We start from the raw sequence: 20,946 nt of genomic DNA, 5'->3' as shown, positions 1-20,946 counted from the left end.
TTGCGCCCCCGGCACTGAGGCCCGGCGACGGGCCGCATCATCTCTTTCGCCCCTGACATCGCCGGCCGCCCGGATCAAGGGGCAGGCGCGGCAAGCCGCTTGTCGCGTCGGGAAAAAAACGGCTTTCACCGCTGCGCGCCGAACCTTCCGTTTTTTCCCCGCCACGACCCCTTGACCCGAACGACCGCCGCCATGGGGCGGGCTGCGCCCTCCCCCCTCTGTCCGGGGGAATGTCAGAGGCCATTCCCCCGGAAAGACCGGGGAGGCTTCGCCCAAGGGGGCTTCCCTTCGGGATTTCGGGAAACATGGAGACAGAAAATGAGCACAGTCAAAGCCTTCCTGATCGAGCCGATGGCAGGCACCATTCGTCCGGTGACGATCAACCTTGAGGGCAGCTACGCCGAGATCAAGGATTTGGTGAAATGCGACATGATCGACATCGTCCGGGTGAACGGTCTCGACATTATCGTGGATGACAACGGACTGGGTGACACCGTGCCGTGCCTCACGGAAGTCGCGGGCGCGCCCACGCCGCTGGCCGGAAATCTTCTGGTGACCAAATCCGACAGGCTCGGCGAACTGGCGGACGTAACCGAGGCCATTGAGGCGATTGCCCCGCTTTTCGTCATCGTCCGGCCCGTCCTTCGTCCTGTCATCGTGGTATCGGAACGCCACGGTGTCATCGCGGCAGAGATTGCCCGCGTCGAAATCATCCTCGACCGGAGCGCGCCGAAGGTTCTGGAGGCCGCCGAGGCTTGAGCGATGAAGGAAGCGGGGCTGTCAGCCGTCCCGCTCCCCTCCCCGCCAGACGAAGCGATAACGCCGGAGGAACCCGCCATGGATGACCGGGACGAACTGGAGCGTCTGCTAGGCGAAACCAAACCCCCTACCCTGACCCCCGAAGGTCGATGGCGTGCCGACTACCGCAACGCGCAGCGCCAGCGCCAGCTTGCCGGTGTTCAGCCCGATATGTTCGGCGCGCCAGCGACGGAGCATTTCCACCGGAACCCGAAGCCGCCCAAGGTGGAGGATTGGCCGCTCGATTATGACATCACGCGGTTTCACGATCTTTCGCCGGACGAGCAGGCACAGCAACTCGCCGCTGATCCCCATACGCCTTGGGCGCGCAAGACCCGCAAGGCGCTGACGGCGGAGGAAAAGGCCGCGATGATCGCCAGCGCGGCGAACTGGCTCCGGCTCGGTCAGCGCGTGCGCATCACCGGCACGTCGCCGTCCATCGATGGCAGCAACGAACGCCGCGTCGGGCGCGTCGGCGTGGTATGGCGATTGTGCAGCCCGACCTTCGCCGATTACGTCTATATCAATCTCGACCTGGTTGGTCAGGAGCGCAGCGAAAAGGTGATTTTCATCGAATTGCGCGACGTGACGCCGATAGACGCCAAAGAGGAATAGTCTGATGGAGAACACGACGAATAGCGCTGCCCGCGACAGAACCACCGAAACGACCGAATTGGAGTTTGCACAGGCGGTAGCGAAGGAAATCGCCCGGCTGAAGGCCGAAGGCTATAGCAAAGCCTATATCTGCGAGAGGAGCTTTGAAATCGAGGACCGGATTCGCCAGCGCCTTGTTTGACGGCCTTGACGCGGAGGGTATGGCCGGCTCGGGAGACGGGGCCAGCCCATCCATGCCGCGTGCCTGTCCCTTACCGCATCGAGCGGCGCGGGACAGGACGAGGGGTGCCCCGAAGCCCCACCCCTCGAGCACCCCTGCCCGCCCCGGAAAAAGCGGAGCGCTGCGAGCGGGGGCAGTCGGTCCCGGCTCGCCCTTCGGGCCGCTATGCTGAGCCTCCTGCGGCTGCCCTCTATCCGCCCTCGCGCGACGAGAATTCCCGAAATCCCGCCCTGCAGGCGGCGCGATGCTGATTTCTCCGATGCTCTCCATCATCCGAGGATCGCGCCCGCTCGTTTCACGTCGCGGCGGCGCGTCCGGTGCGCTGCGCCCTCCCCTCCCCCGACGCAGCGTCGCTGCGCTATGCGAGACCGCCGACGAAGCCGCTCAATTCCTTCAGCCGCACCATGGCAAGCCGCATCCGGCCGTTGCAGCCGCGCTTCTTGCAGATCGCCTTCGCTTCGATCTCATCGAGATAGAGCTGCGAGCGGTCCACCTCCGCGCAGATGATGGCGCGATCGATATAAGTAAGCCGTCCGCATTTGCGGCAAACCAGCTCAAGTTTCTGGTCATCAGCCAGATCGCGCACTTGGATCGTCGTCATCCAGTTTCCCATCACCAGAAGTCCTCGGCCGAGGGAATGCGCGTGTAGCTGATCTTGCCGCCGGCATGGCCACCGGCGGGGGGCTTCCATTCGCCAAGGCTGACGATCGTGCCGGAGTAGCGCGTGTTCAGTGCGTCGACGGCGCTGTTCACTTTCTCCCATTTCCGCCGATCAACATCGTCATTGTCGAGCATGTCGATCTGCCGTTCGTCCGCCGGCGAGAGATCATAGAGAGTGACCCCGACCCGGAAGATGGTCACGCCATGCGGATAGTCCCGGCGCACGCGCGCCCAAAGGGAGCGCAGCGCGGACAGGATGGCCTGGTCGTCGTTGACGACGGCAAGATGGTGCTTGCCCATCCACGATCCATCCGTCACCGACAACCACAGCCAGACGCCGCCGGCATAGAAATTCTCCCGGCGCAGGCGCCGGGCCGCCTTGGTCAGCAGCAGCCGGGAAATCTCGGATGCGCCGGCAATCGTCCGGCCTTCGGGTGGCAGGACGCGCCCATGCCCGAACATGCCGCGCTTCTGCGGCGGTGCCTGGATGGCATAGCCATGCAGCGCGTACCAAAGGCGCTCTCCGTTCACATTGTTCCAGATCTTGCGCATGTGCCTGGCTTCGAGCGCATAAAGCTCCGCGGTGGTGAAGACCCTGTTGCGCGCCAGTCGCCCGATCATGCTTGCGCCGACGCCCGGAATGTCCTTCAGCTCGACGCGTAGCAGCGGCGCGGGCATGTTCGAAGGTCTCCAGATCGCTAGGCCATTGCCATAGCTGCCCAGTCGCCGGCTTTCCTCCTTGCCCTGCTTGCACGCGATCTTCGCCAACTGGCGGTTCGCCGCAAAGCCGATCGAACTCGTGATATACGTCCCGATGTTCGTGGCGATCGCTGCCTTGATCCGGGCTGCCAGCAGCTCGGGGTCGCGCTGGCCGCTTTCGTCGAGGACGCAGGTCAGCTCATCGATGCTCTTGGCGGTGTCGATGGCGATGACGGTTTCGATTTCGCAGAGCAGCGCATTGTGGGCGCGCCGGTAGAGGTCCGGCTTCTGGGGAACGAGGATCAGGTCGGGACAGACCTGCTTGGCCTCCCGGATCGGCATCACGTTCTTGACGCCGGCGGCCTTGGCTTCCTTTGAGCAGGCGATGACGGCCGTGCGATCGGTCCCCGCGAAAGGCACGACACCGACCGGCCGGCCGCGAAGACGAGGGTCCGCCTGTTGCTCCACCGAGGCGAAAAACCCATCGAAATCAAGGTAAAGCCGCTCAATGTCGTCAGGTTTTCGCATGGCCGGCTCCGCAAGAAATATAGGGCGAGCAATGTCCGCCCATGTGCTCATACGCGCATAGGAATAATTGCTCGGGATGGGTATATGTTCCTAGTCTGTTCTGCTTCGGATTTAGAGTCAATCCGTCTCGTTTGTGATCCTGTGGATCGGAGGGGCCACCGCCCGTTCCGGTCGGCCGCGCTCTATGCGAGCACGGAGCCAGCCTTCGGCCGTCTCCGCCGATCCCGGTGACGATCGCTTGTCCAACGGGCGCTGCGCGCCCGCGAGCGAGGCCCGTTCCGGGCCGCTTTGTTTGTCTCGCCCATGACATCGCCGGCCGCCCGGATCAAGGGGCAGGCGCGGCAAGCCGCTTGTCGCGTCGGAAAAAAAACGGCTTTCACCGCTGCGCGCCGAACCTTCCGTTTTTTCCCCGCCACGACCCCTTGACCCGAACGACCGCCGCCATGGGGCGGGCTGCGCCCTCGCCCCTCTGTCCGGGGGAATGTCAGAGGCCATTCCCCCGGAAAGACCGGGGAGGCTTCGCCCAGGGGGCTTCCCCTTCGGGAAACGGGAAACCAAGGAGACCGACAATGACCGATACCTATGCCGCAACCGAAACCATCATCGTGGCGCTGAACAAGCTCGACCGCGACCCCCTGAACGTGCGCAAGACCTATAGCAAGGAAGGCATCGAGGAGTTGGCCGCGACCATTCGCGGTGACGGCTACCGCATTCTGCAGAACCTCGTCGTCCGCAAAGGTGACAAACGGGGTCGCTTCTTTGTGACAGCCGGGGGTCGGCGCCATGCCGCGCTCGACCTTCTGGCGGAGTTGGGCGAGATTGCGAAGGATTTCGCGGTCGAATGCAAGGAGCGCAGCGCCGCCGAGGCGACCGAAATCAGCCTCATCGAAAACACGCAGCGGGAAGCCATGCACCCGGTCGATGAATTCGAGGCGTTCCGCGTCATGGCCGACGCCGGGAAGTCCGTCGAGGATATCGCCGCCCGTTTCGGCACCACCGAGGTCATGGTGCGCAAGCGCCTCGCCCTGGGCCGTGTCGCCCCTGCCCTGCTCGATCTTTACCGCAACGAGAATATCAGCTTCCAGCAGCTTTCGGCCTTCACCGTGTCCGACGATCACGAAAGGCAGGTGGAAGTCTGGAATAGTTTGCCATCGTGGAATTGCGATCACCGCGCCATTCGTACTGCCCTGCAAGGCGAAGCCGTAAAGGCCACCGACAAGCGCGTGAAATTCATCGGCGGGCTCGACGCCTATGAAGCCGCTGGTGGAGCCGTCAAGCGCGATCTCTTCGATGAGCAGAACGGCGGCTACGCGCTAGACGTCGCTCTTGTCGAAAAGCTTGTCGGCGACCGGCTTGAAGCCGAGGCCGAAACAGTTCGCCGGGAAGGCTGGAAATGGGTGGAGGTCGTGCCGGTCATCCCGGACGAAGCCCATCGCATGCACCGCGTTTATCCCACCGACGTTCCGTTGACAGACGAGGAACAGGCCGAGGAGGAACGGCTGGAACACGAACATGACGAGTTGGCGGAGCAGATCGAGGCAGGGGTGGCCGACGGCGAGGCCGAGCCGCGCATCGAAGCCATTCGGGCGAGGCTGGCGGTTTTATCGACGGCGCAGGAAGCCTACACCTCGGAGGACATCGCCAAGGCCGGTTGCTATGTCACGATGGACTATTACGGCAACGTCGAAATCGAGCGCGGTCTTGTCCGGCCCGATGATGAAGTCGAGGCCGGAGACGAGGGGGAAGACGGCGACGAAAGCGCCGAAGGCGATAACGAGGAGACGGAGGCAGGTGAGATGACGGTTGCGCAGCAGCCCGTACAGCGCCCCGAACCGACGTTCAAAATTCCTGCCCTGCTTGTGCAGGAGCTTACGGCGCAGAAGACCGCCGCCATCCGGGCCGAGCTTGCGCATAATCCGGACGTCGCCCTCGCCGTCGTGGTGCATGCCATGCTGGTGAACCTCTTCGGCAACTACGGCGGCAATGAGTACACGTCCCTTGAGGTAACGGTGAAAAGCGAAAGGCTGGAAAACAGCATTGCCAATCCAGCGGAGTGCAAGGGCATCGTGGCGCTGGACGAACTCAAGGAAAACTACGGGCATACCATTCCGGGCAAGCCGAGCGATCTTCTGGAATGGTGCCTTGAGCAGCCGACGTCAACGCTTCTCGACCTCCTGGCCTATGCGGCGGCAAAGTCCGTCAATGCCGTGCAACACCCGCACTATGAGCGGAAGTCGCAGCGCGCCCATGCCGAACGGCTGGCACAGGCCCTCAAGATCGACATGACGCAGTGGTACGAACCGACCGGCGAAAACTACTTCGGCCGGATCAGCAAGGCGGGGATCAAGCAGGCGGTCACCGAAGCCGCTGGCGAGGATTTCGCGCTCGGCGTTCCCGGCATGGAGAAGGCGAAAGCCGTGGAATATGCCGAACGGAAGATCACCGGAACCGGATGGCTGCCCGCGCCGGTGCGGATTGCTCTCACCGCCGAGCAGAAGCGCGAGCGGATGGCGGAGGCCGATGGCGAAGATGACGGCGTTTGCCCGTTCGACATCGAGGACAAGCCGAACGCCGAACACCAGCAGTTCCCCGAAGCAGCCGAGTAATCGGTTGCGGCAGGTCGCGCCAGTCTCCGGCGCGGCCTGTTTCCTTCGCTGAATTTCCCAAAACCAGCCGCGATGAGACGCCGGGCATCGCCCCGGCGATTGGCGACGTGCGCCCTGCGGCCCGGATAGGTGATCCCATGACCTCCCCCCGTCTCAATTCCATCGTCAAGCTCTTTGAAACCTGCCGCTACAAGCATGACCTCTACACCGTCTTTGGCGACTGGTGCGAATGCTCCGCGATATCCATGAGCAATGCCGTCGATCTCGTGAATTTCGAGAAGCGCGAAGCGCGCTATATCGAAATCACCCGGAAATATGGGAGCGAAACCATGGGGACATTCTCGAAGATATTCGGTGAAGTGGTCATGGCGCTGGAGGAAAAGCCGCAAGATATCCTGGGCATGACGTTCCATGCCCTCGAATTGCACAACAAGGCGAAGGGGCAATTCTTCACACCCTATCCCATCTGCCAGTTGATGGCCCGCATCATCGCCGGGAGCGCCGAGGACATGCAGAAGGCGATTGCGGAACGCGGTTTCATGCTTGCGCAGGAGCCGGCGGTAGGGAGCGGCGCAATGATCGTCGCGCTGGCCGAAGCCATCCTTGAAGCGGGTTTCAACTACCAGCAGCTTCTCCATGTGACCGCCGTGGACATCGACCCGCGCGCCGTCCACATGGCCTATATCCAGTTTTCGCTCCTGCACATTCCCGCGACCGTCATCGTGGGCGACAGCCGGACAATGCGGTTTCGGGAGGAATGGCACACGATGGCCCATGTCATGGGCGGATGGTCTGCCAAGCTGCGGCAAGCAAGCAACAACGCTGGGGCAGGGGTAGTGGAGAGGGCAATCCCTGTTCCAGTGCCGCGCCGGGCTCCCGTCGTCGCCGGTGGCCCCGCCGCGCCGACGCATGGGCCAGACGCCCCGGTCATTGAGCGAAATGGGCAATTGCGCCTGTTCTAGACCGTTGGACGCAGGGTAGAAGTTCCGACCGGATTGACCGGCCGGAACTTCTTTGAGAGGGGGGCCGGCCGGCCCCTCTCAATCTCTCCCCCATGAGGGGGCAGGGCAGAGCCCCGCCCCCTTCAAACCCCCTACCCATGGAGGGGGTGGACCACCCCCTCCAAACCTCCCCGGCCCATACGGACACGGCCCCTGACCGGGGCCGTGGGCTCATCTCTCTCTCTCTGAATTCCGAGTGTCGCATTCGCCCCTGCGCCGTAAAGGACGGGCGGTTCCCCCATGTGTGGACGGCCCGTGGAATGCAAGACTTTTGTTTGTGAGCGACCAATTAGGTTCAGTCATGTGTCCGGCCTATAATCGTGGCATCAACGCCACTGGCCCTGATGAGATCCGCAGACGGAGAGCCAATCAAATTGTCGCGCTCGAGGCGCTGGGGGAACCCCGGCTTTCCTCCGTCCCCGGTCTAACCGGTTCGCCATCAAACTAAGTCCTTCACTCCTCCATCCGGCCACACTTGGGCCGAACAGATCTTTTCAGGCGGTGGCAAAACGATAGTTTTCCCTGCGCCTGAGTATTGCCCATGCAATGCGCGCGGTCTTGTTTGCGATCGCTACCGAGACCAGCTTGGCGGGCTTGCGATCTAACAAGCGAGCGATCCAGGGAAATGACGCAGCGTCAAGACGGGCTCTGCGCACGACGGCGGTGGCGCCGACTACCAACAACCGTCGGATCGTGCGATCGCCTTGTTTGCTGATCCGGCCAAGCCTCTCCTTCCCACCGCTACTGTTTTGTCGTGGGGTCAATCCAAGCCAGGCTGCGAACTGACGGCCAGATTTGAACTCGGTGGCGTCACCGACCGAAGCAGCGATCGCCGCTGCCGTTAGGAAGCCGACGCCGGGGATGGTCATCAAACGGCGGGCAGCCGCTTCGTTGCGGCACCACCGCAGTATTATACGATCGAGTTCAGCAATCTTGTGGGTCAGCTCCTCCAATTGTTTCCTTATGTGTTCGAACGGTTGCCAAGAGGGCTCTGGCAGGAATTCCTGGGCAGCACTGAGCGCTTCAATTGCCGCTCTCAAGCCTAATCTTCCTTGCGACGTAATGATCCCGAATTCCGCAAGATGCCCACGCAAGGCGTTAATAAGAGCGGTCCGCTGTCGCACCAGCAGATCCCGCGTCTTGTGCTGCATCAGGAGTGCCTGGCGCTCACTGCTTTTCACAGGAACGAAACGCATTGTAGGCCGGGTCACGGCTTCGCAGATGGCCTCGGCATCGGCTGCATCATTCTTGCCGCGTTTGACGTAGGGCTTCACATAAGCTGGCGGCATCAGTTTGACCTCGAAGCCCAGCCGGCCGAGCTCACGAGCCCAATAGTGTGACGTCGAACATGCTTCCATGCCGACAAGGCAGCGGGGCAGTTGCTCGAAGAATTGCAGAAGCTGATTCCGGCGGAGCTGGCGACGGATGATGACATCGCCAGATTCATCGACAGCATGTAGCTGGAAAACATTCTTGGCCAGATCGAGGCCGATAACACTTATCTTCTCAAAAGCCATGACGTGGTTCCTTGTCCGAATTGTGCCGGCTGAGAATAGCACCTTAGCGCTGAGGTCTCGGAGGGCCGTCCACATCATCAAAATGCTGACGCATTTCGGCTCCCCCACCCACCGCCTCCGGCGGTCGCTTCGCGATCCTTGACTGCTTGGGTCGCCAATGCGGGCTCCTTTTCGTCAGAGCGAAAAGGAGGCTTCTATGACAGACCGGAAAATCACAGTTATCGACGGCGGCAGCGCGCAATACTGGAGGGAGCGGAAAGAAGGCTTCCGCCTTATCCACGAGGCCGAGCGCGCTGCGGAGCGGCTGGCCGACGCACCGATGTATCTTCACGGTGGCTACGACGAGGACGGTGACGTGATCGCCATCGAAAACCTCGGCCCCCATGACGTCATGGAAGATGCGATCAGGGCGATTGAGGCAAACGAGACTGCGATGAGCATCCTTGTTGCGCAGGGTCGCACAAGGATTGGCATCTGCGAGATCAGGGCGGTGGTCGATGCGATGGCGTATGACTACGATGGCATCGAAGATCCGGAGCGCAATCCGCTCTGGGGACCGGATACGGACTGAGATGCAGGCGAAAGGCGGCTGCGGCCGCCTTTCGCCTTTACCTCGACGAATGAGCCCGGTCAGCCGGTTCGACCGGCCGACCGGGCTGACGAAAGAGGGGCAAGCCCCCCTCTCAACACTCACCCCAATGGAGGAAGGGGCAAGCCCCCTCCTCCAAACCTCCTCCCATGGGGAAAGAGGACGGTTCCCTCCTCACTTTCCCCAAACCCCTATCCCTCTCCCTGGAGGACCGCTTGTAATGGCAACTGCGTAGACCCCTTGATTTTCAGGCGTTTCGGCGAGTTGCCACATGGCAACTCTGTCTAAAAACACCTCGAAAATAGGAGCGCTCATTGCATGGCGACGATCAGCAAATCGCGTTAAGGTTTTGTTAACCCTATTTTCCTTGCCAACGATTGCGACTCGGAGCATTCTCGCCTACGACTTATTCGCCCACTTTGGAGAATTTTCGTAGTTATGTTGAAGGCTCGTAGTCAAGCCGCCGTGACAGAGGCACCGAAGCCGTTGATGACCGATGTCATCGCGGGGGACGGTGCTGCGCTTTCCGAAGAGCTTCTTGCCATGCGCAAAGCGCTTTTCCCACCGGTGTCGAAAAAGACGCTTCGGTCCTTTTCCTCCGTGGAATCTGCGAAGCTCATCGGCATCGGCGATGCCTACCTTCGTCAGCTTTCCTTGAGCGGTAAGGGGCCTCAGCCCACTATCGGTTCTGGCGGCAGACGATGGTACAGCCTCGACCAGATTAACCAGATTCGTGCCGTCCTGGACGAAAATTCCAAGAGCAAGAATTACATTCCTCGGCGTCGGCCGGGCGAGCATTGCCAAGTCATGGCCGTCGTGAATTTCAAAGGCGGAAGCGGGAAGACGACCACTGCTGCTCATCTCGCCCAATATCTCGCGCTTCAAGGATATCGGGTTCTGGCTGTCGACCTCGATCCGCAAGCCTCCATGACTGCCCTGCATGGATATCAGCCCGAATATGACGTCGAGGCGAACGAGACCATGTACGCCGCAATCCGTTACGACGAAAAACGGCGCCCCCTCGCGGAGATTATCAAGCCCACCTACTTCACCGGGCTTGATCTTGTTCCGGGCAATCTCGAACTCATGGAATATGAGCATGACACTCCGCGAGCGCTTGCAGAGCGTTCCACGGAGCCCTTTTTTGGGCGCGTTGCATCGGCGCTTGGTTCCGTGGAGGACCGATACGACGTGATGGTGCTCGATTGCCCGCCCCAACTCGGCTTTCTGACACTCGGCGCGCTTTGCGCATCCACGGGATTGTTGATCACTGCCCATCCGCAGATGCTGGACGTCATGTCGATGTGCCAGTTCCTCCTCATGACATCTGACCTCCTCGGTGTGGTGCAGGACGCCGGCGGTGATCTCGACTACGACTTCATCCGCTATGTCGTTACACGCTACGAACCGTCTGATGGTCCCCAGGCGCAGATGGTCGGTTTCATGCGGTCGCTGTTTCGCGAAAGGGTGCTCACCAACACGATGTTGAAATCGACGGCGATTTCCGACGCTGGTTTGTCCAAACAGTCCCTCTACGAGGTCGGCCGCGAGAATTTTGCCAAGACGACATATGACAGAGCGATCGAGTCGCTCGACGCCGTCAATGGGGAAATCGAGAGCTTGATGAAGCAGGCTTGGGGGAGGGCGACATGAGCCGCAAGGATACGCTGAAAGCCATGCTTTCCAGGCGGGACAGCGAGTTGCCACATGGCAACTCCGAAGTCGACGAGCAGGAAGCGGAAATGGCTCCGGAGAAGAAACTTCAGCACATCCGATCCGGTGCGGTTGGCGCGATGGGCCGATCGCTCGGCAACATCGTGAGTGCCGCCGATCAGGCGCGTGCTCTGATCGCAGAGGGAGCAGCGGTTGTCGATATTTCCCCAGATAAGATCGACAGCTCATTTGTGGCCGATCGTCTTCCGGATGACGGTGAGGGGTTCAAGGAACTGCTTGAAGCGATCCGCCAGTCCGGCCAGAGGAGCCCGGTCTTGTTGCGGCCGCATCCTGAAAAGGCTGACCGATACCAGATTGTGTTTGGCCATAGGCGTGTGCGTGTAGCGGCGACGCTGGGACGCCCCGTCAAGGCGGTCGTCCAAAACCTTTCCGACGAAGAGTTGGTTGTTGCGCAAGGTCAGGAAAACGCATCACGAACCGACCTTAGCTATATCGAGCGTGGCCTGTTTGCTGTCGCCCTCGAAGAGCGAGGGTTCGACCGCCAGGTGATCATGTCTGCGTTGGGGATGGAGAAAACGCAGCTCTCGAAGCTCATGAGCGTAGCTCATTCCGTACCCAGGCCGATCATCGAGGCAATCGGCCCGGCCCCGAAAGCCGGGCGGCCGCGCTGGATGGGATTGGCTGAGAAGCTCGCAGCAAGCAAGCCGAAAGCCCTTGACGCTCTTCTTCAGAGCCGGGAATTCCGTGCGGCTGACACCGATGACCGCTTCGCGCAGGTGATGGATGCACTCACCGCAAAACGCAAGGGGACCAAACCGGAGACGATCAAGTCAGAAAGTGGGCAGAAGCTTGCGACGGTGCAGCGATCTGCCAAGGCTCTCAATGTCACTTTCGACGAGAAGACGTCGCCGGCTTTCGGCGATTATGTGATCGGCAAACTTGAGCAGCTTCATCGCGAGTATCAGGCTTCGATGGAGAGCTAATAGGTTTTGGTGATTTGACGTAGGACTGGATGGAAAGGATCGAACCGCAAAAGAAAAAGGCCCCCAATCGGTAACCCGTGGAAGCCTTCCTCGTATTCTGTAGCAAGATCGAGAATCGCATTTCCACGAATCACAGTCAAGAGTCTTTGGCACCGTTTTGGTGAGCGGATTTCTTTTGCCTTTTGAAAGGTGAAGGAAAATGCAGATAGGACGTGTAACAACGCCGCATGGGCGGCCGATGACGCTTGCCTTGGTGAAAGGCCAGCTCGAAACAGCCGATCGCGGCCCGAGCAAGGCGGTCAACAAGTGGAAGGTCTTCAACGACATCGGCGAGACGAAGGACAGCTTCGCCTTGCAGGACCGTTCAATCACGGTGCTGCAGGCGCTGCTGAGCTTCTATCCGAGCGATGAGCTATCCGACGAGATCGGCGGCCTGGTGGTCTTCCCGTCGAACAACCAGTTGTCCCTGCGCGCCCACGGCATTGCCGGCACGACCTTGCGCCGGCATCTCGCCGCCCTTGTGGACGCTGGATTGATCGAGCGCCGCGACAGCCCGAACGGCAAGCGCTACGCACATCGGGGCAGGGGAGGGGAGATCGAGGCCGCCTATGGCTTCAGCCTGGCGCCCCTGCTTGCTCGCGCCGCCGAGCTTGCGAACCTCGCGCAACAGGTCGCCGCGGAGCGCCTTCGCTTCAAGCGCGCTAAGGAAGCTCTGTCCCTGTGCCGCCGTGACGTCCGCAAGCTGATCTCCGCAGCCATGGAAGAGGGCGCCGACGGCGATTGGGCGACGATCGAGGCCATGTTCATCGGCCTGATGGCCCGCCTTCCACGCTCTCCTCGCCGCGAAGACGTCGATGCTGTGCTCGAAGAAATGGAGCTTTTGCGTGAGGAAATCATCAACCGCTTGGAAATTCAGGTAAAAGCACAAAAAATGGACGTCAATGACCGCCATGACGGATGTCACATACAGAATTCAAAACCCGAATCCTTCCATGAACTTGAACCTAGCTCTGAAAAAGAGCAGGGCGAAATGTCGAGCCAGAAACCGAAACGAATTGCAGAACCACTGAAGGCATTCCCGCTATCGTTGGTGCTGAGGGCGTGCCCGCAGATTGCCGATTACGCGGTCGGCGGCCGGCTTGAAACCTGGCGTGAGCTGATGGCGACGGCTGTTCTGGTCCGATCTGTGCTGGGGGTCAGTCCATCGGCCTATGAGGAGGCGTGCGCGGTGATGGGGCCGGAAAACGCTGGGGTCGCCGTTGCCTGCATCCTGGAGCGGGCCGAGCACATCACGTCGCCCGGCGGCTATCTGCGCGATCTCACCCGCAAGGCGGCGCGCGGCGAATTCGGCCTTGGGCCGATGCTGATGGCGGCGCTTCGCGCCAACGGCGGAGGCGAGAAGCGAAGCGCATGATCGTTCGCTTCTCGGCCCTGTCACGAAATGTCGGGAATCCGATCGGAGATCTTCACGAGATAGTCGTCGATCGCCTCCTCGATGTAGCTGTTGAACTTGCGTCGCTCGATTGCGGCGAGGATCTTCAGCTTCTTGTGGACCTCAACACGGATATGGATGCCGGTCGTGACCTTCTCGGTATCGCGGAAGCGTTTGCCGGCGATGGGATCGCGGCTTTCGCCCTTGGCGACCATGTCGCGGAACTGAGTCCGGCCGCCCGCCGCTATTGGCGGTTCGCCGCCATCATCGCCAGTCGTCGTCGGGGGAGGGGAGGCCACCGGCTTTTCGCGCACGGATGGCCGGTCGCGGCCGGTCGAGATCAGCCCGAGGACGAGATTCTTGTTGTCCGATCCTTCGCTCATAGCAGAGCCTCTTTCGCCGTCGACCTGTAGAGGGTGAGCAGCTCACCGAGTAGCGTTTCCATCTCGGCGATTGCCTTTGGATCGGATTTCGCGGCGGTCTGCAGCGTGCCGGCGGCGCCGATCGACTGATAGGCGGCACGCCGCGCGATCGGCTGCGACGAAAGGGCGACGCCGCTTTCCCGCAGGATTTCGCGCAGCGGTTCATGGGCCTTGGCCCGGCCCGTGACGAGATCGTGCTGGTTGATGACGATTAGCGCCGGCAGCTTGCGCTTCTGATCTTCCTCGACCACCGGAATATGGTTCAGCGCGAGCTGCATTCCGGCGACCACATCGTCCTGGGTCGTCTGCAGCGGGATCAGAACAATGTCGGCGCAATAGAGACCGGCGAACAAGTTTTCGTTCGTGGTTCCCTCGATATCGATGAAGACGATCTTTCCTTCGAATTGGCGCTCCAGCGCCATCTTGTAGATCCGGTTCGGGTCGAGGCAGCTTTTCGCTTCCAGCCGGTCCGGCCAGATGTTCATCTGCTTCGACATGGTGACCCAGCGCATTGTGTTCGCCCGGCTGTCGGCATCGATGAGGAAGACGTCGTTGCCGGCATGGGCGGCGGTGCCTGACAGCGCCCGGACGAGCGTGGTCTTCCCGGTCCCGCCCTTCGGGTTGGCGATGGTGACGATCATTGTGGCTCCTTGATTTCAGTAAACTATAATTAATTCATCTGCCTCTTTTCCGCAACGAAATCATTGCCCGTTGTTCATTGCCCATTGATAATTGACGATTGATGACTGCCCACCGGCAACGGGCAACGGTGAAGGGGCAATCATCAATTGACCGTTGATAATGAGCAATTTCCCGTTGGTAAATAACCGTTTTCAATGGGTAATTGCCAATTAACCGCGATGCCGCTGTAAATTGGAGCACGAACAACGGGCAATTGTTCATGTGACGTGCATCGGCGGTGAAGCCTCGTCGTGGCGGGGGGATCGAGAGCGCTTGTCTGTTTGAAGCTTTTTGGGTTAGTAAAATATAGTTTAGTTATCTGTGGCAGGATAGTCAAGTTTGTGGTACAAACTCGATGTCGCCCCGCCTCCGGCAGGGCAGTGGTTCGCGCCTCTGGCGCTCTGGGTCGCCTCCGGCAACCGGGCAAGCGGGAAGGAAGATATGCGCAGCGAGGTGGTCAGGGTCCGACTGCAGCCGGAAGAGCGCCAGGCGCTTGCCGCGCTTTGCGGAGAGAGCCGCACTGCTAGCGACGTCATCCGGCTGCTGTTTCGCGATCAAGCGGGCCTGCCGCTCCCGGTCGGACCGGCCGAGGCCGAGGCATTGCGTGGCACGAATGAGGAACTTCGGCGTATCGGCATCAACCTCAATCAGGCGGTTCGGGCAATGAACGAGGGACGGGTCGGTTACGAACCGCATCTCGACGCCGCTCTGCGAAAGCTCGCCAACGGCGTGTTTCGGTTGCGCGCCGACGTCGACCTGATGCTGCGGATCAGCCGCAAGGAGCGGAAGAGAGTTGGCCATGGCGCATGACTGGACCGGACTGCTCGGCGAAATCGAGGCTTTATCCGCCCGCCGCGCGGCTTCGCTGATAGACGAGGAAGAGGAACTGCGCCGGCGGCGCGCCAGTGGTGTCGCTCTGTCGGCCAGGGAACCTGGGCACCGCTTCGTTCCCACAGGGATCGCGAAAAAAGCTGCGGCCGGGGCGTCCACGCCCTCGAGCGAGGCGACGATCGCATCGATCCTGCAGACGCCGAAGGGATCGCAGCGAGGTATTATTGAGCTGGTCGGTTCACTGGGTGATGGCGGCCGCAATCGTGAAGACGAAGACGAGCCGCGGGCGTCGGCCGGCGGGGGAGGGGGCAACGGTTCCGTCGCGACCGCGCCGCGTGCCGCTAGGCCGACCGCCCCACGGCAGGCGGCGATGGGTCGGGCTTCGGCAGAAACGACGAGCCGGGCGGCTATTGCCGCCGGCGCACAGCCTGTCGTCATCAAGGTGACGTCGACCGTGTCCAGCCGCGCGTCGGCGGCCGGCCTGATGACCTATCTCGGCACGCGCGAGGTCGAAAAGGAAAACGGCGAGAAGGGCAAGGTCGACATCTCGATCTACGATCAGGACGGTGTTGCGATTTCCAGCCGGGAGGACCGGACAGCGGCGCTTGCCGAATGGACTGCTGATTTCCGCGAGGCTTATGCGGTCAACGCGCTGGCTACCTTCTCGATGAAGCTTGCTGATGAGGTCGACGATGCGGCCCTGCACGACGCCCTGAACGGTGTCTTCAGCTCGAAACCCTTCCTCTATTCCCGGCATCCGGACGGACAGGTCTCGGTGTTTGCGGTGACCGATCTACCGGCGAAACGGATCGCCAGCGCGCTGAAGGCCCGTGAGAAGGGCGAGGGGCCAGCGCGCGTCGTCGAAAATGCGGAGGCCGATTTCGTGCGCCGGCTGGTCGACGCGGGTGTCTCCGCCGAGGTCCGCGTTCTCGGGGCGGCTGTTTCGGAAAAATCCGGACGCTACTTCCTCGAAAAGTTCCTGCGTACGGAGAAGGCCATCACCACCAGCGAAGGCGATCGGGCCAAGTCCGGCTCCAGCGTCAAGGAAAAAGCCGACGGCATCTGGCGCTCCTGGTCTTCGCACATTCGCACCGTCGAGCCGCGCAACGCTTTCCACATTATCTTCTCGGCGCGGGCCGGGACCGATCCAGAGGCGATGACCCGCGCCGTGCGGGATTTCCTCGGCGAGCAGGTCGCCGGCCATCGTTGGATTACGGCGCATCACCCGGAAACCGGCCATGTTCATATCCATGCGATGATCTCGGCGCGCGACGATGTCGGCAAGGCGCTGCGGCTCACCAAACCGGAGCTGTACGAATGGCGCGAGCGCTTCGCGGCAAAGGCGCGGGAGCAAGGCATTGCCATGGTCGCCACTCGTCGCGCGGATGTAGCCGCGACGCGGGCTTATAGTCAGGCGCAGGCCGGCGCCTATGAACGCGGCAGACAGGATCCTCGCTATCTCAAGACGACGGCTGTCATCAATCGCGTCGAGCGAAAGCGCGCTGGCGTCGTCGACCGTGCGTCGCTCACGAATGGCAACCTCGCGCTTGCCCCGAAATGGCAGGCGACCGCGAGCGCCCTGAAGCGGGCCGTCGCAGAGCCTTCCGTGATTGCGGCGGCCGACCGGTTCGCAGCCGCGGCCACCGCCCAAGCACCGAATACTGCTGCTCGGGCCAGCGGCTACGTTCTCCTCCGGTTGGACGTCGAACAGTCCATTCAGCGCGAGACGATGGCGGTGATCGTCGAGGGGGCCATTGGCGTCGAGGCCAAGTTGATTTCGGCCGAGGGCAAGTCCGTCCAGATTCTGGCGCCCACCACCGCGAGCGTCAGCAAGATCGAGCGCGAGCTGGCCAGGCAGAACGACGAGACTGGCCCTGGTTCCGAGACACGTTCGGTGACCCGAGATTTCCAGGCGCGGTTGCTGGCGCATGGATTGCGCGCCGCCGTCGTCATCCAGGCGGCGGGCTCCGCCAAGCATGGTGCGCCGTCGCCTTGGCTGCAGCAGAAATTCGATGCCTTGGCCGAGCGGTCCGGCGCGCCGCGGAAGGAGCCCTTGGCGGAATTCAAGACCCTGATCGCGACCATTCAACAGCAGAAGGAAAAGGCCATGCCCCTATCGTTGGAACAGTTCGACGAGCGCGTCTCGCGGGCGAACAAGTCCATGGACCGCCTGGAGACGATGGTCGACAGCAGCGCGGAGCGTCAAGCGGTCGATGAGATGCGCAAGGAAATCTCCGCGCTGTTCGAAGAACAGCGCCGTGACATCCAGATGCAGCAGATGCGCTCTGTCAACGACACAGCGGGGGGAGGGGGCACGCCGCCGGCGGCGCGCGTCGACGAGGCGCGCACCCAGGACCGGCCAGCGCCGGCAACCGTCGATCCCGCGATTGCCGCCCAGCAGCAGGCAATTGCCGCCGGTCGCGCGTCCCGCGCGGCGCGGGAACAGACCGGCGCGTCGAAGGCTGCCCAGGACGAGCAGCGTCAGCAAATCCTTCGGCAGGCGGAACAGGAGCGCCAGGGCGGCAACGACCGGGACGGAGCCGAACGGTAGGCGCGTTCCTATTCCTCCATCAAGCCGTCGAAGACTTCCAGGAGGGCGTTGACGATGGCCTGGCCAAGCGCATTGGCCGAGGCGGCGACCTCATCGTCGCCCTTGTCTCGGGTGGCGATCGCAAGGTTGCCGCCCTCTTCGGCGACAATCGCCTTCGCCCGCTCGATGGCCCAAAGGGCAAAATCGCTCCGGTTTGAGATCGTCATCGTCTCGGTGGTCTCATCCATGGCGTTTACTCTCCCTCGGCGCAGCACAACCCACTGTTCGTTTCCCTCTTCGCGAAATCCAGCCATATCGCCGGGTGCCTATCGGCGGAACCACTTTCAGCATCTTCGGACTGAATTCATTTAGACTTTCTACTCTGAATGTTTGCACCGCGCCGCGTGATCGCCTAGACTCACGAGCGAAGCAGTCACGCGCTGCTTCCGAGCGTCAATCCCTTTTTCAAAATCCCTATACGATTGATTTCGTTCATTCTTGGCCTTCGATCCGTGTCCCTTCCGAGCACACTAAATCGTTTGCCGAAGAGGTTCCGGCAACGCTAATATCAACGATATTGTCCTGCCCGCAAGATCAGGAGTCTCTCCGTAGTCACGCCGTGCTGGCCGAGCTGCTGGCGGCTACATTACGTTGTTCAATGGAACAAACAGGTGGGACCAATAGGAGGTAAGCGTGTAGGCGATCCCTCGTAGCGCGTTTGTGCTCGGAAGCTCATTTTCTGCATGAATCATGCGGAGAGTCATATGAGCGACAAGGTGAATCAGGTTCGGACATTCGAAGTTTTGACGGCGACGCCGTCGCGACGTTCGCCGCGGCATTGGTCTGATGACGAGAAAGCGCGGCTTGTGGCGGAAGCGTTTTCGCCGGGAGGGAGGGTGGCGGAGGTTGCACGCGCCTATGAACTGGACGTGTCGCAACTTTATGCGTGGCGCAGGAAGGCGCTTTCCACGGGGACGATGGCGCCATTGACGGTGCCATTGGGCGGTCGAACCATGATGGAAAGCGAGCCGGCGAAGTTCACGCGCTTTGAGGTGAGCGGCAGCGCGACGGTGGAGATTGTGGTTGGCGATATCGTCATGCGGGTACGGGGCAATATCGATCCGGATCAGTTGGCGGGCATTATCCGCGCGGTGCGCAAGGCATGATCGCTTCCGGCGTTGTGGTTTACGTTTCTTGCCAACCGGTCGACTTCCGCAAGGGAGCCGCATCGTTGATGGCGTTGGTGCGGGATGGCGGCCTCGACCCGTTCAATGGCGCGCTTTACGTCTTCCGGTCAAAGCGGGCGGACCGTGTCCGCATTGTCTGGTGGGACGGCAGCGGGGTCTGCCTCTACTCGAAAACCCTGGAAGAGAGCAGCTTCTGCTGGCCGGGCATATCGGCGGCGCGGGTGCGTCTCGACCATTCGCAACTGATGGCGCTTCTGGCCGGAATGGATTGGAAAAAGATCCGTCCAACCAAGGTCCGGCGACCGCTGCTGACGGGCTGATACCGGCCTGCGGCAAGATGAATCATGACGCTGTAATGGTTGGGAAAACGGCCGCTTTTGTGCTCTATTCCTCCCATGGTTTTGCCTGTTTCCGAATTGCCAGATGACGTCGATGCGCTGAAGGCGATGGTCCTGGCGATGGCGCGCGAGCAGGCGGAAAACGAGGCGCGGATAGCGGTTACAGAAGCTCGGCTCGTCGCCTCCGAGGCAGAGATTATCCGGTTGCAGGCGGCCGAAGCGGCGGCCAACGAGCGGATCGCCAACCTCACGACGATCATGAAGGTCCTGCAGCGCACGCAGAATGGCACGCGGTCCGAGCGATTGCACCTGGCCGTCAATGACGAGCAGGTGTCCTTTGCCTTCGAGGAGGTCGAGACGGGTCTTTCGGCGATCCAGAGCGAACTCGACCGCGCTGCCAGGGACAAGCCGAAGCGTGCGCCGCGTCCGCGCAAGGGCTTTGCTGCTCACCTCGAACGCATCGAGGAGATCATCGAACCGGAAATCCCTGCTGAATGCGAGGGTCTGGAAAAGGTGCTGATCGGCGAGGACCGTTGCGAAAGGCTGGATGTCGTGCCGCCGAAGTTCCGGGTCATCGTGACACGCCGCCCCAAATACGCATTCCGGGGGCGTGACGGCGTGATCCAGGCTCTGGCACCGGCGCACATCATCGAAGGGGGCCTGCCGACGGAGCGGCTGCTGGCCTATATCGCGGTCTCCAAATACGGCGACGGCCTTCCGCTTTACCGGCAGGAAGCGATCTATCTGCGCGATGGCGTCGAGATTAGCCGGAACTTGATGGCGCAATGGATGGGGCATCTGGGCTTCGAGCTTCAGATATGCGCCGACTACATCCTGGAGCGGGTCAAGGAAGGCGAGAGGGTCTTTGCCGACGAAACGACGTTACCCACCCTTGCGCCCGGTTCGGGCAAGACCATGAAAGCCTGGCTTTGGGCTTACGCACGCGATGATCGGCCCTATGGCGGAACCAGCCCGCCGATGGTCGCCTATCGCTTCGAAGACAGCCGAGGTGCGCAGTGCGTGGCGCGGCATCTCGTTGGCTTCAATGGTATCCTGCAAGTCGATGGATACACGGCCTACACCAGCCTGGCCAAGACGCGGGCCAAAGGCGGCAGCAACGAGACGATCCAACTCGCAGGCTGCTGGGCGCATCTGAGGCGCAAGTTCTACGACCTGCACATCACCGGGGTCTCGCAGGCCGCGACGGATACGGTCGTCGCCATGAGTGCGCTATGGAAGATCGAGGATGAGGTTCGCGGCAGGGACGCCGATACCAGAGCGATGCTGCGACAGCAAAAGTCCGCAGTCATTGTCACCGGCCTCTTCGGTCTGTGGGAGAGAGAGCTGCGCAAAATCTCCGGGAAATCCAAGACCGCCGAGGCGATCCGCTATGCGCTCTGCAGGCGGGACGCGCTGGAGCAGTTCCTGGCGGACGGCCGTGTCGAAATCGACTCCAATATCGTCGAACGCGCGATCAGGCCTCAAACAATCACGAGAAAAAATAGTCTATTCGCCGGCAGCGAAGGTGGTGGACGCACCTGGGCGACATTGGCCACTCTCCTTCAGACCTGTTGGGGTGGACGGCCCCCAAATCGGCATCGATGTGCCAGAATGAGGTCGTTACAGATCTCAAGC

Annotated in this window: 20 protein-coding genes; 14 read left to right on the top strand and 6 right to left on the bottom strand. The window is 61.5% G+C overall.

What is annotated here, in order from left to right; translation table 11 throughout:
- The first annotated feature begins 318 nt into the window (after positions 1-318).
- The 3 genes from P9A16_RS34845 (at position 319) to P9A16_RS34835 (ending at position 1,594) form a co-directional block, all read left to right on the top strand.
- Positions 319-759: a DUF3846 domain-containing protein gene (locus tag P9A16_RS34845; RefSeq protein ID WP_050746835.1), complete on the top strand. Its 441-nt coding sequence runs from the start codon at positions 319-321 to the stop codon at positions 757-759.
- Positions 760-837: 78 nt separating this feature from the next.
- Complete coding sequence (locus P9A16_RS34840) at positions 838-1,413, top strand: hypothetical protein (RefSeq protein ID WP_050746834.1); 576 nt, start codon at positions 838-840, stop codon at positions 1,411-1,413.
- A 4-nt stretch (positions 1,414-1,417) separates the two neighbouring features.
- Positions 1,418-1,594: a hypothetical protein gene (locus P9A16_RS34835; RefSeq protein WP_156334192.1), complete on the top strand. Its 177-nt coding sequence runs from the start codon at positions 1,418-1,420 to the stop codon at positions 1,592-1,594.
- A gap of 397 nt (positions 1,595-1,991) precedes the next feature.
- Here the strand turns inward: P9A16_RS34835 and P9A16_RS34830 are convergent, their stop codons facing one another.
- Both P9A16_RS34830 and P9A16_RS34825 read right to left on the bottom strand, forming a co-directional pair.
- Positions 1,992-2,234: a hypothetical protein gene (locus tag P9A16_RS34830; RefSeq protein WP_245290312.1), complete on the bottom strand. Its 243-nt coding sequence runs from the start codon at positions 2,232-2,234 to the stop codon at positions 1,992-1,994.
- A gap of 11 nt (positions 2,235-2,245) precedes the next feature.
- Positions 2,246-3,520 carry a Y-family DNA polymerase gene (locus P9A16_RS34825; RefSeq protein WP_050746832.1) on the bottom strand — a complete coding sequence of 425 codons (1,275 nt, stop codon included), beginning with the start codon at positions 3,518-3,520 and terminating at the stop codon, positions 2,246-2,248.
- 569 nt (positions 3,521-4,089) lie between these two features.
- Between P9A16_RS34825 and P9A16_RS34820 the strand changes: the two genes are divergently transcribed.
- Complete coding sequence (locus P9A16_RS34820; protein ID WP_278026535.1) at positions 4,090-6,126, top strand: ParB/RepB/Spo0J family partition protein; 2,037 nt, start codon at positions 4,090-4,092, stop codon at positions 6,124-6,126.
- Positions 6,127-6,371: 245 nt separating this feature from the next.
- Positions 6,372-7,088, top strand: a complete 717-nt coding sequence (locus tag P9A16_RS34815) for an N-6 DNA methylase (RefSeq protein ID WP_278026534.1) — start codon at positions 6,372-6,374, stop codon at positions 7,086-7,088.
- A 533-nt stretch (positions 7,089-7,621) separates the two neighbouring features.
- Here P9A16_RS34815 and P9A16_RS34810 read toward each other — a convergent pair.
- The gene (locus P9A16_RS34810) at positions 7,622-8,644 is read right to left on the bottom strand and encodes an IS110 family transposase (RefSeq protein WP_278026533.1); all 1,023 of its coding nucleotides are present in this window, start codon (positions 8,642-8,644) and stop codon (positions 7,622-7,624) included.
- Between the two features lie 196 nt (positions 8,645-8,840).
- On the opposite strand from P9A16_RS34810, the gene P9A16_RS34805 reads away from it, so the two are divergent.
- The 4 genes from P9A16_RS34805 to repC all read left to right on the top strand — a co-directional run bounded on the left by P9A16_RS34805 (position 8,841) and on the right by repC (position 13,304).
- Positions 8,841-9,215, top strand: a complete 375-nt coding sequence (locus P9A16_RS34805) for a hypothetical protein (protein WP_050746825.1) — start codon at positions 8,841-8,843, stop codon at positions 9,213-9,215.
- A gap of 507 nt (positions 9,216-9,722) precedes the next feature.
- Entirely contained in the window at positions 9,723-10,886 is a 1,164-nt protein-coding gene (repA, locus tag P9A16_RS34800; protein WP_245290300.1) for a plasmid partitioning protein RepA, read from the top strand.
- Positions 10,883-11,890 (top strand): plasmid partitioning protein RepB, encoded by a 1,008-nt coding sequence (gene repB, locus P9A16_RS34795; RefSeq protein WP_050746836.1) that lies wholly within the window; start codon positions 10,883-10,885, stop codon positions 11,888-11,890. The genes repA and repB overlap by 4 nt, the downstream gene beginning before the upstream one ends.
- Before the next feature lie 199 nt (positions 11,891-12,089).
- On the top strand, positions 12,090-13,304 hold the full coding sequence (gene repC / locus P9A16_RS34790; RefSeq protein WP_050746823.1) for a plasmid replication protein RepC: 1,215 nt from the start codon (positions 12,090-12,092) through the stop codon (positions 13,302-13,304).
- A gap of 20 nt (positions 13,305-13,324) precedes the next feature.
- On the opposite strand, the gene P9A16_RS34785 is transcribed toward repC, so the two are convergent.
- Positions 13,325-13,705: a hypothetical protein gene (locus P9A16_RS34785; protein WP_278026532.1), complete on the bottom strand. Its 381-nt coding sequence runs from the start codon at positions 13,703-13,705 to the stop codon at positions 13,325-13,327.
- Positions 13,702-14,385, bottom strand: a complete 684-nt coding sequence (locus P9A16_RS34780) for a ParA family protein (RefSeq protein WP_064334491.1) — start codon at positions 14,383-14,385, stop codon at positions 13,702-13,704. The genes P9A16_RS34785 and P9A16_RS34780 overlap by 4 nt, the downstream gene beginning before the upstream one ends.
- 481 nt (positions 14,386-14,866) lie before the next feature.
- On the opposite strand from P9A16_RS34780, the gene mobC reads away from it, so the two are divergent.
- Together mobC and P9A16_RS34770 are read left to right on the top strand one after the other, a co-directional pair.
- Positions 14,867-15,235: a plasmid mobilization relaxosome protein MobC gene (gene mobC / locus P9A16_RS34775; RefSeq protein ID WP_278026531.1), complete on the top strand. Its 369-nt coding sequence runs from the start codon at positions 14,867-14,869 to the stop codon at positions 15,233-15,235.
- Complete coding sequence (locus P9A16_RS34770) at positions 15,225-17,807, top strand: relaxase/mobilization nuclease domain-containing protein (protein ID WP_278026530.1); 2,583 nt, start codon at positions 15,225-15,227, stop codon at positions 17,805-17,807. Before mobC ends, P9A16_RS34770 begins: the two co-directional genes overlap by 11 nt.
- Positions 17,808-17,815: 8 nt before the next feature.
- Here the strand turns inward: P9A16_RS34770 and P9A16_RS34765 are convergent, their stop codons facing one another.
- Positions 17,816-18,034: a hypothetical protein gene (locus tag P9A16_RS34765; protein ID WP_050746818.1), complete on the bottom strand. Its 219-nt coding sequence runs from the start codon at positions 18,032-18,034 to the stop codon at positions 17,816-17,818.
- A 516-nt stretch (positions 18,035-18,550) separates the two neighbouring features.
- On the opposite strand from P9A16_RS34765, the gene P9A16_RS34760 reads away from it, so the two are divergent.
- The 3 genes from P9A16_RS34760 to tnpC form a co-directional block, all read left to right on the top strand.
- Positions 18,551-18,952, top strand: coding sequence for a transposase (locus P9A16_RS34760; RefSeq protein WP_050746817.1), 402 nt, complete (start codon positions 18,551-18,553; stop codon positions 18,950-18,952).
- The gene (tnpB, locus tag P9A16_RS34755; protein WP_278026529.1) at positions 18,949-19,293 is read left to right on the top strand and encodes an IS66 family insertion sequence element accessory protein TnpB; all 345 of its coding nucleotides are present in this window, start codon (positions 18,949-18,951) and stop codon (positions 19,291-19,293) included. The genes P9A16_RS34760 and tnpB overlap by 4 nt, the downstream gene beginning before the upstream one ends.
- Positions 19,294-19,368: 75 nt before the next feature.
- Positions 19,369-20,946, top strand: a 1,578-nt coding sequence (gene tnpC / locus P9A16_RS34750) for an IS66 family transposase (RefSeq protein ID WP_278026528.1), incomplete at its 3' end; no start/stop codon positions are given.

The sequence above is a fragment of the Shinella sp. 838 genome (genome assembly GCF_029623935.1).
Lineage (GTDB): Bacteria > Pseudomonadota > Alphaproteobacteria > Rhizobiales > Rhizobiaceae > Shinella.
Note: the sequence above shows the minus strand (reverse complement) of the source record. Positions and strands in the feature narration are given on the sequence as shown.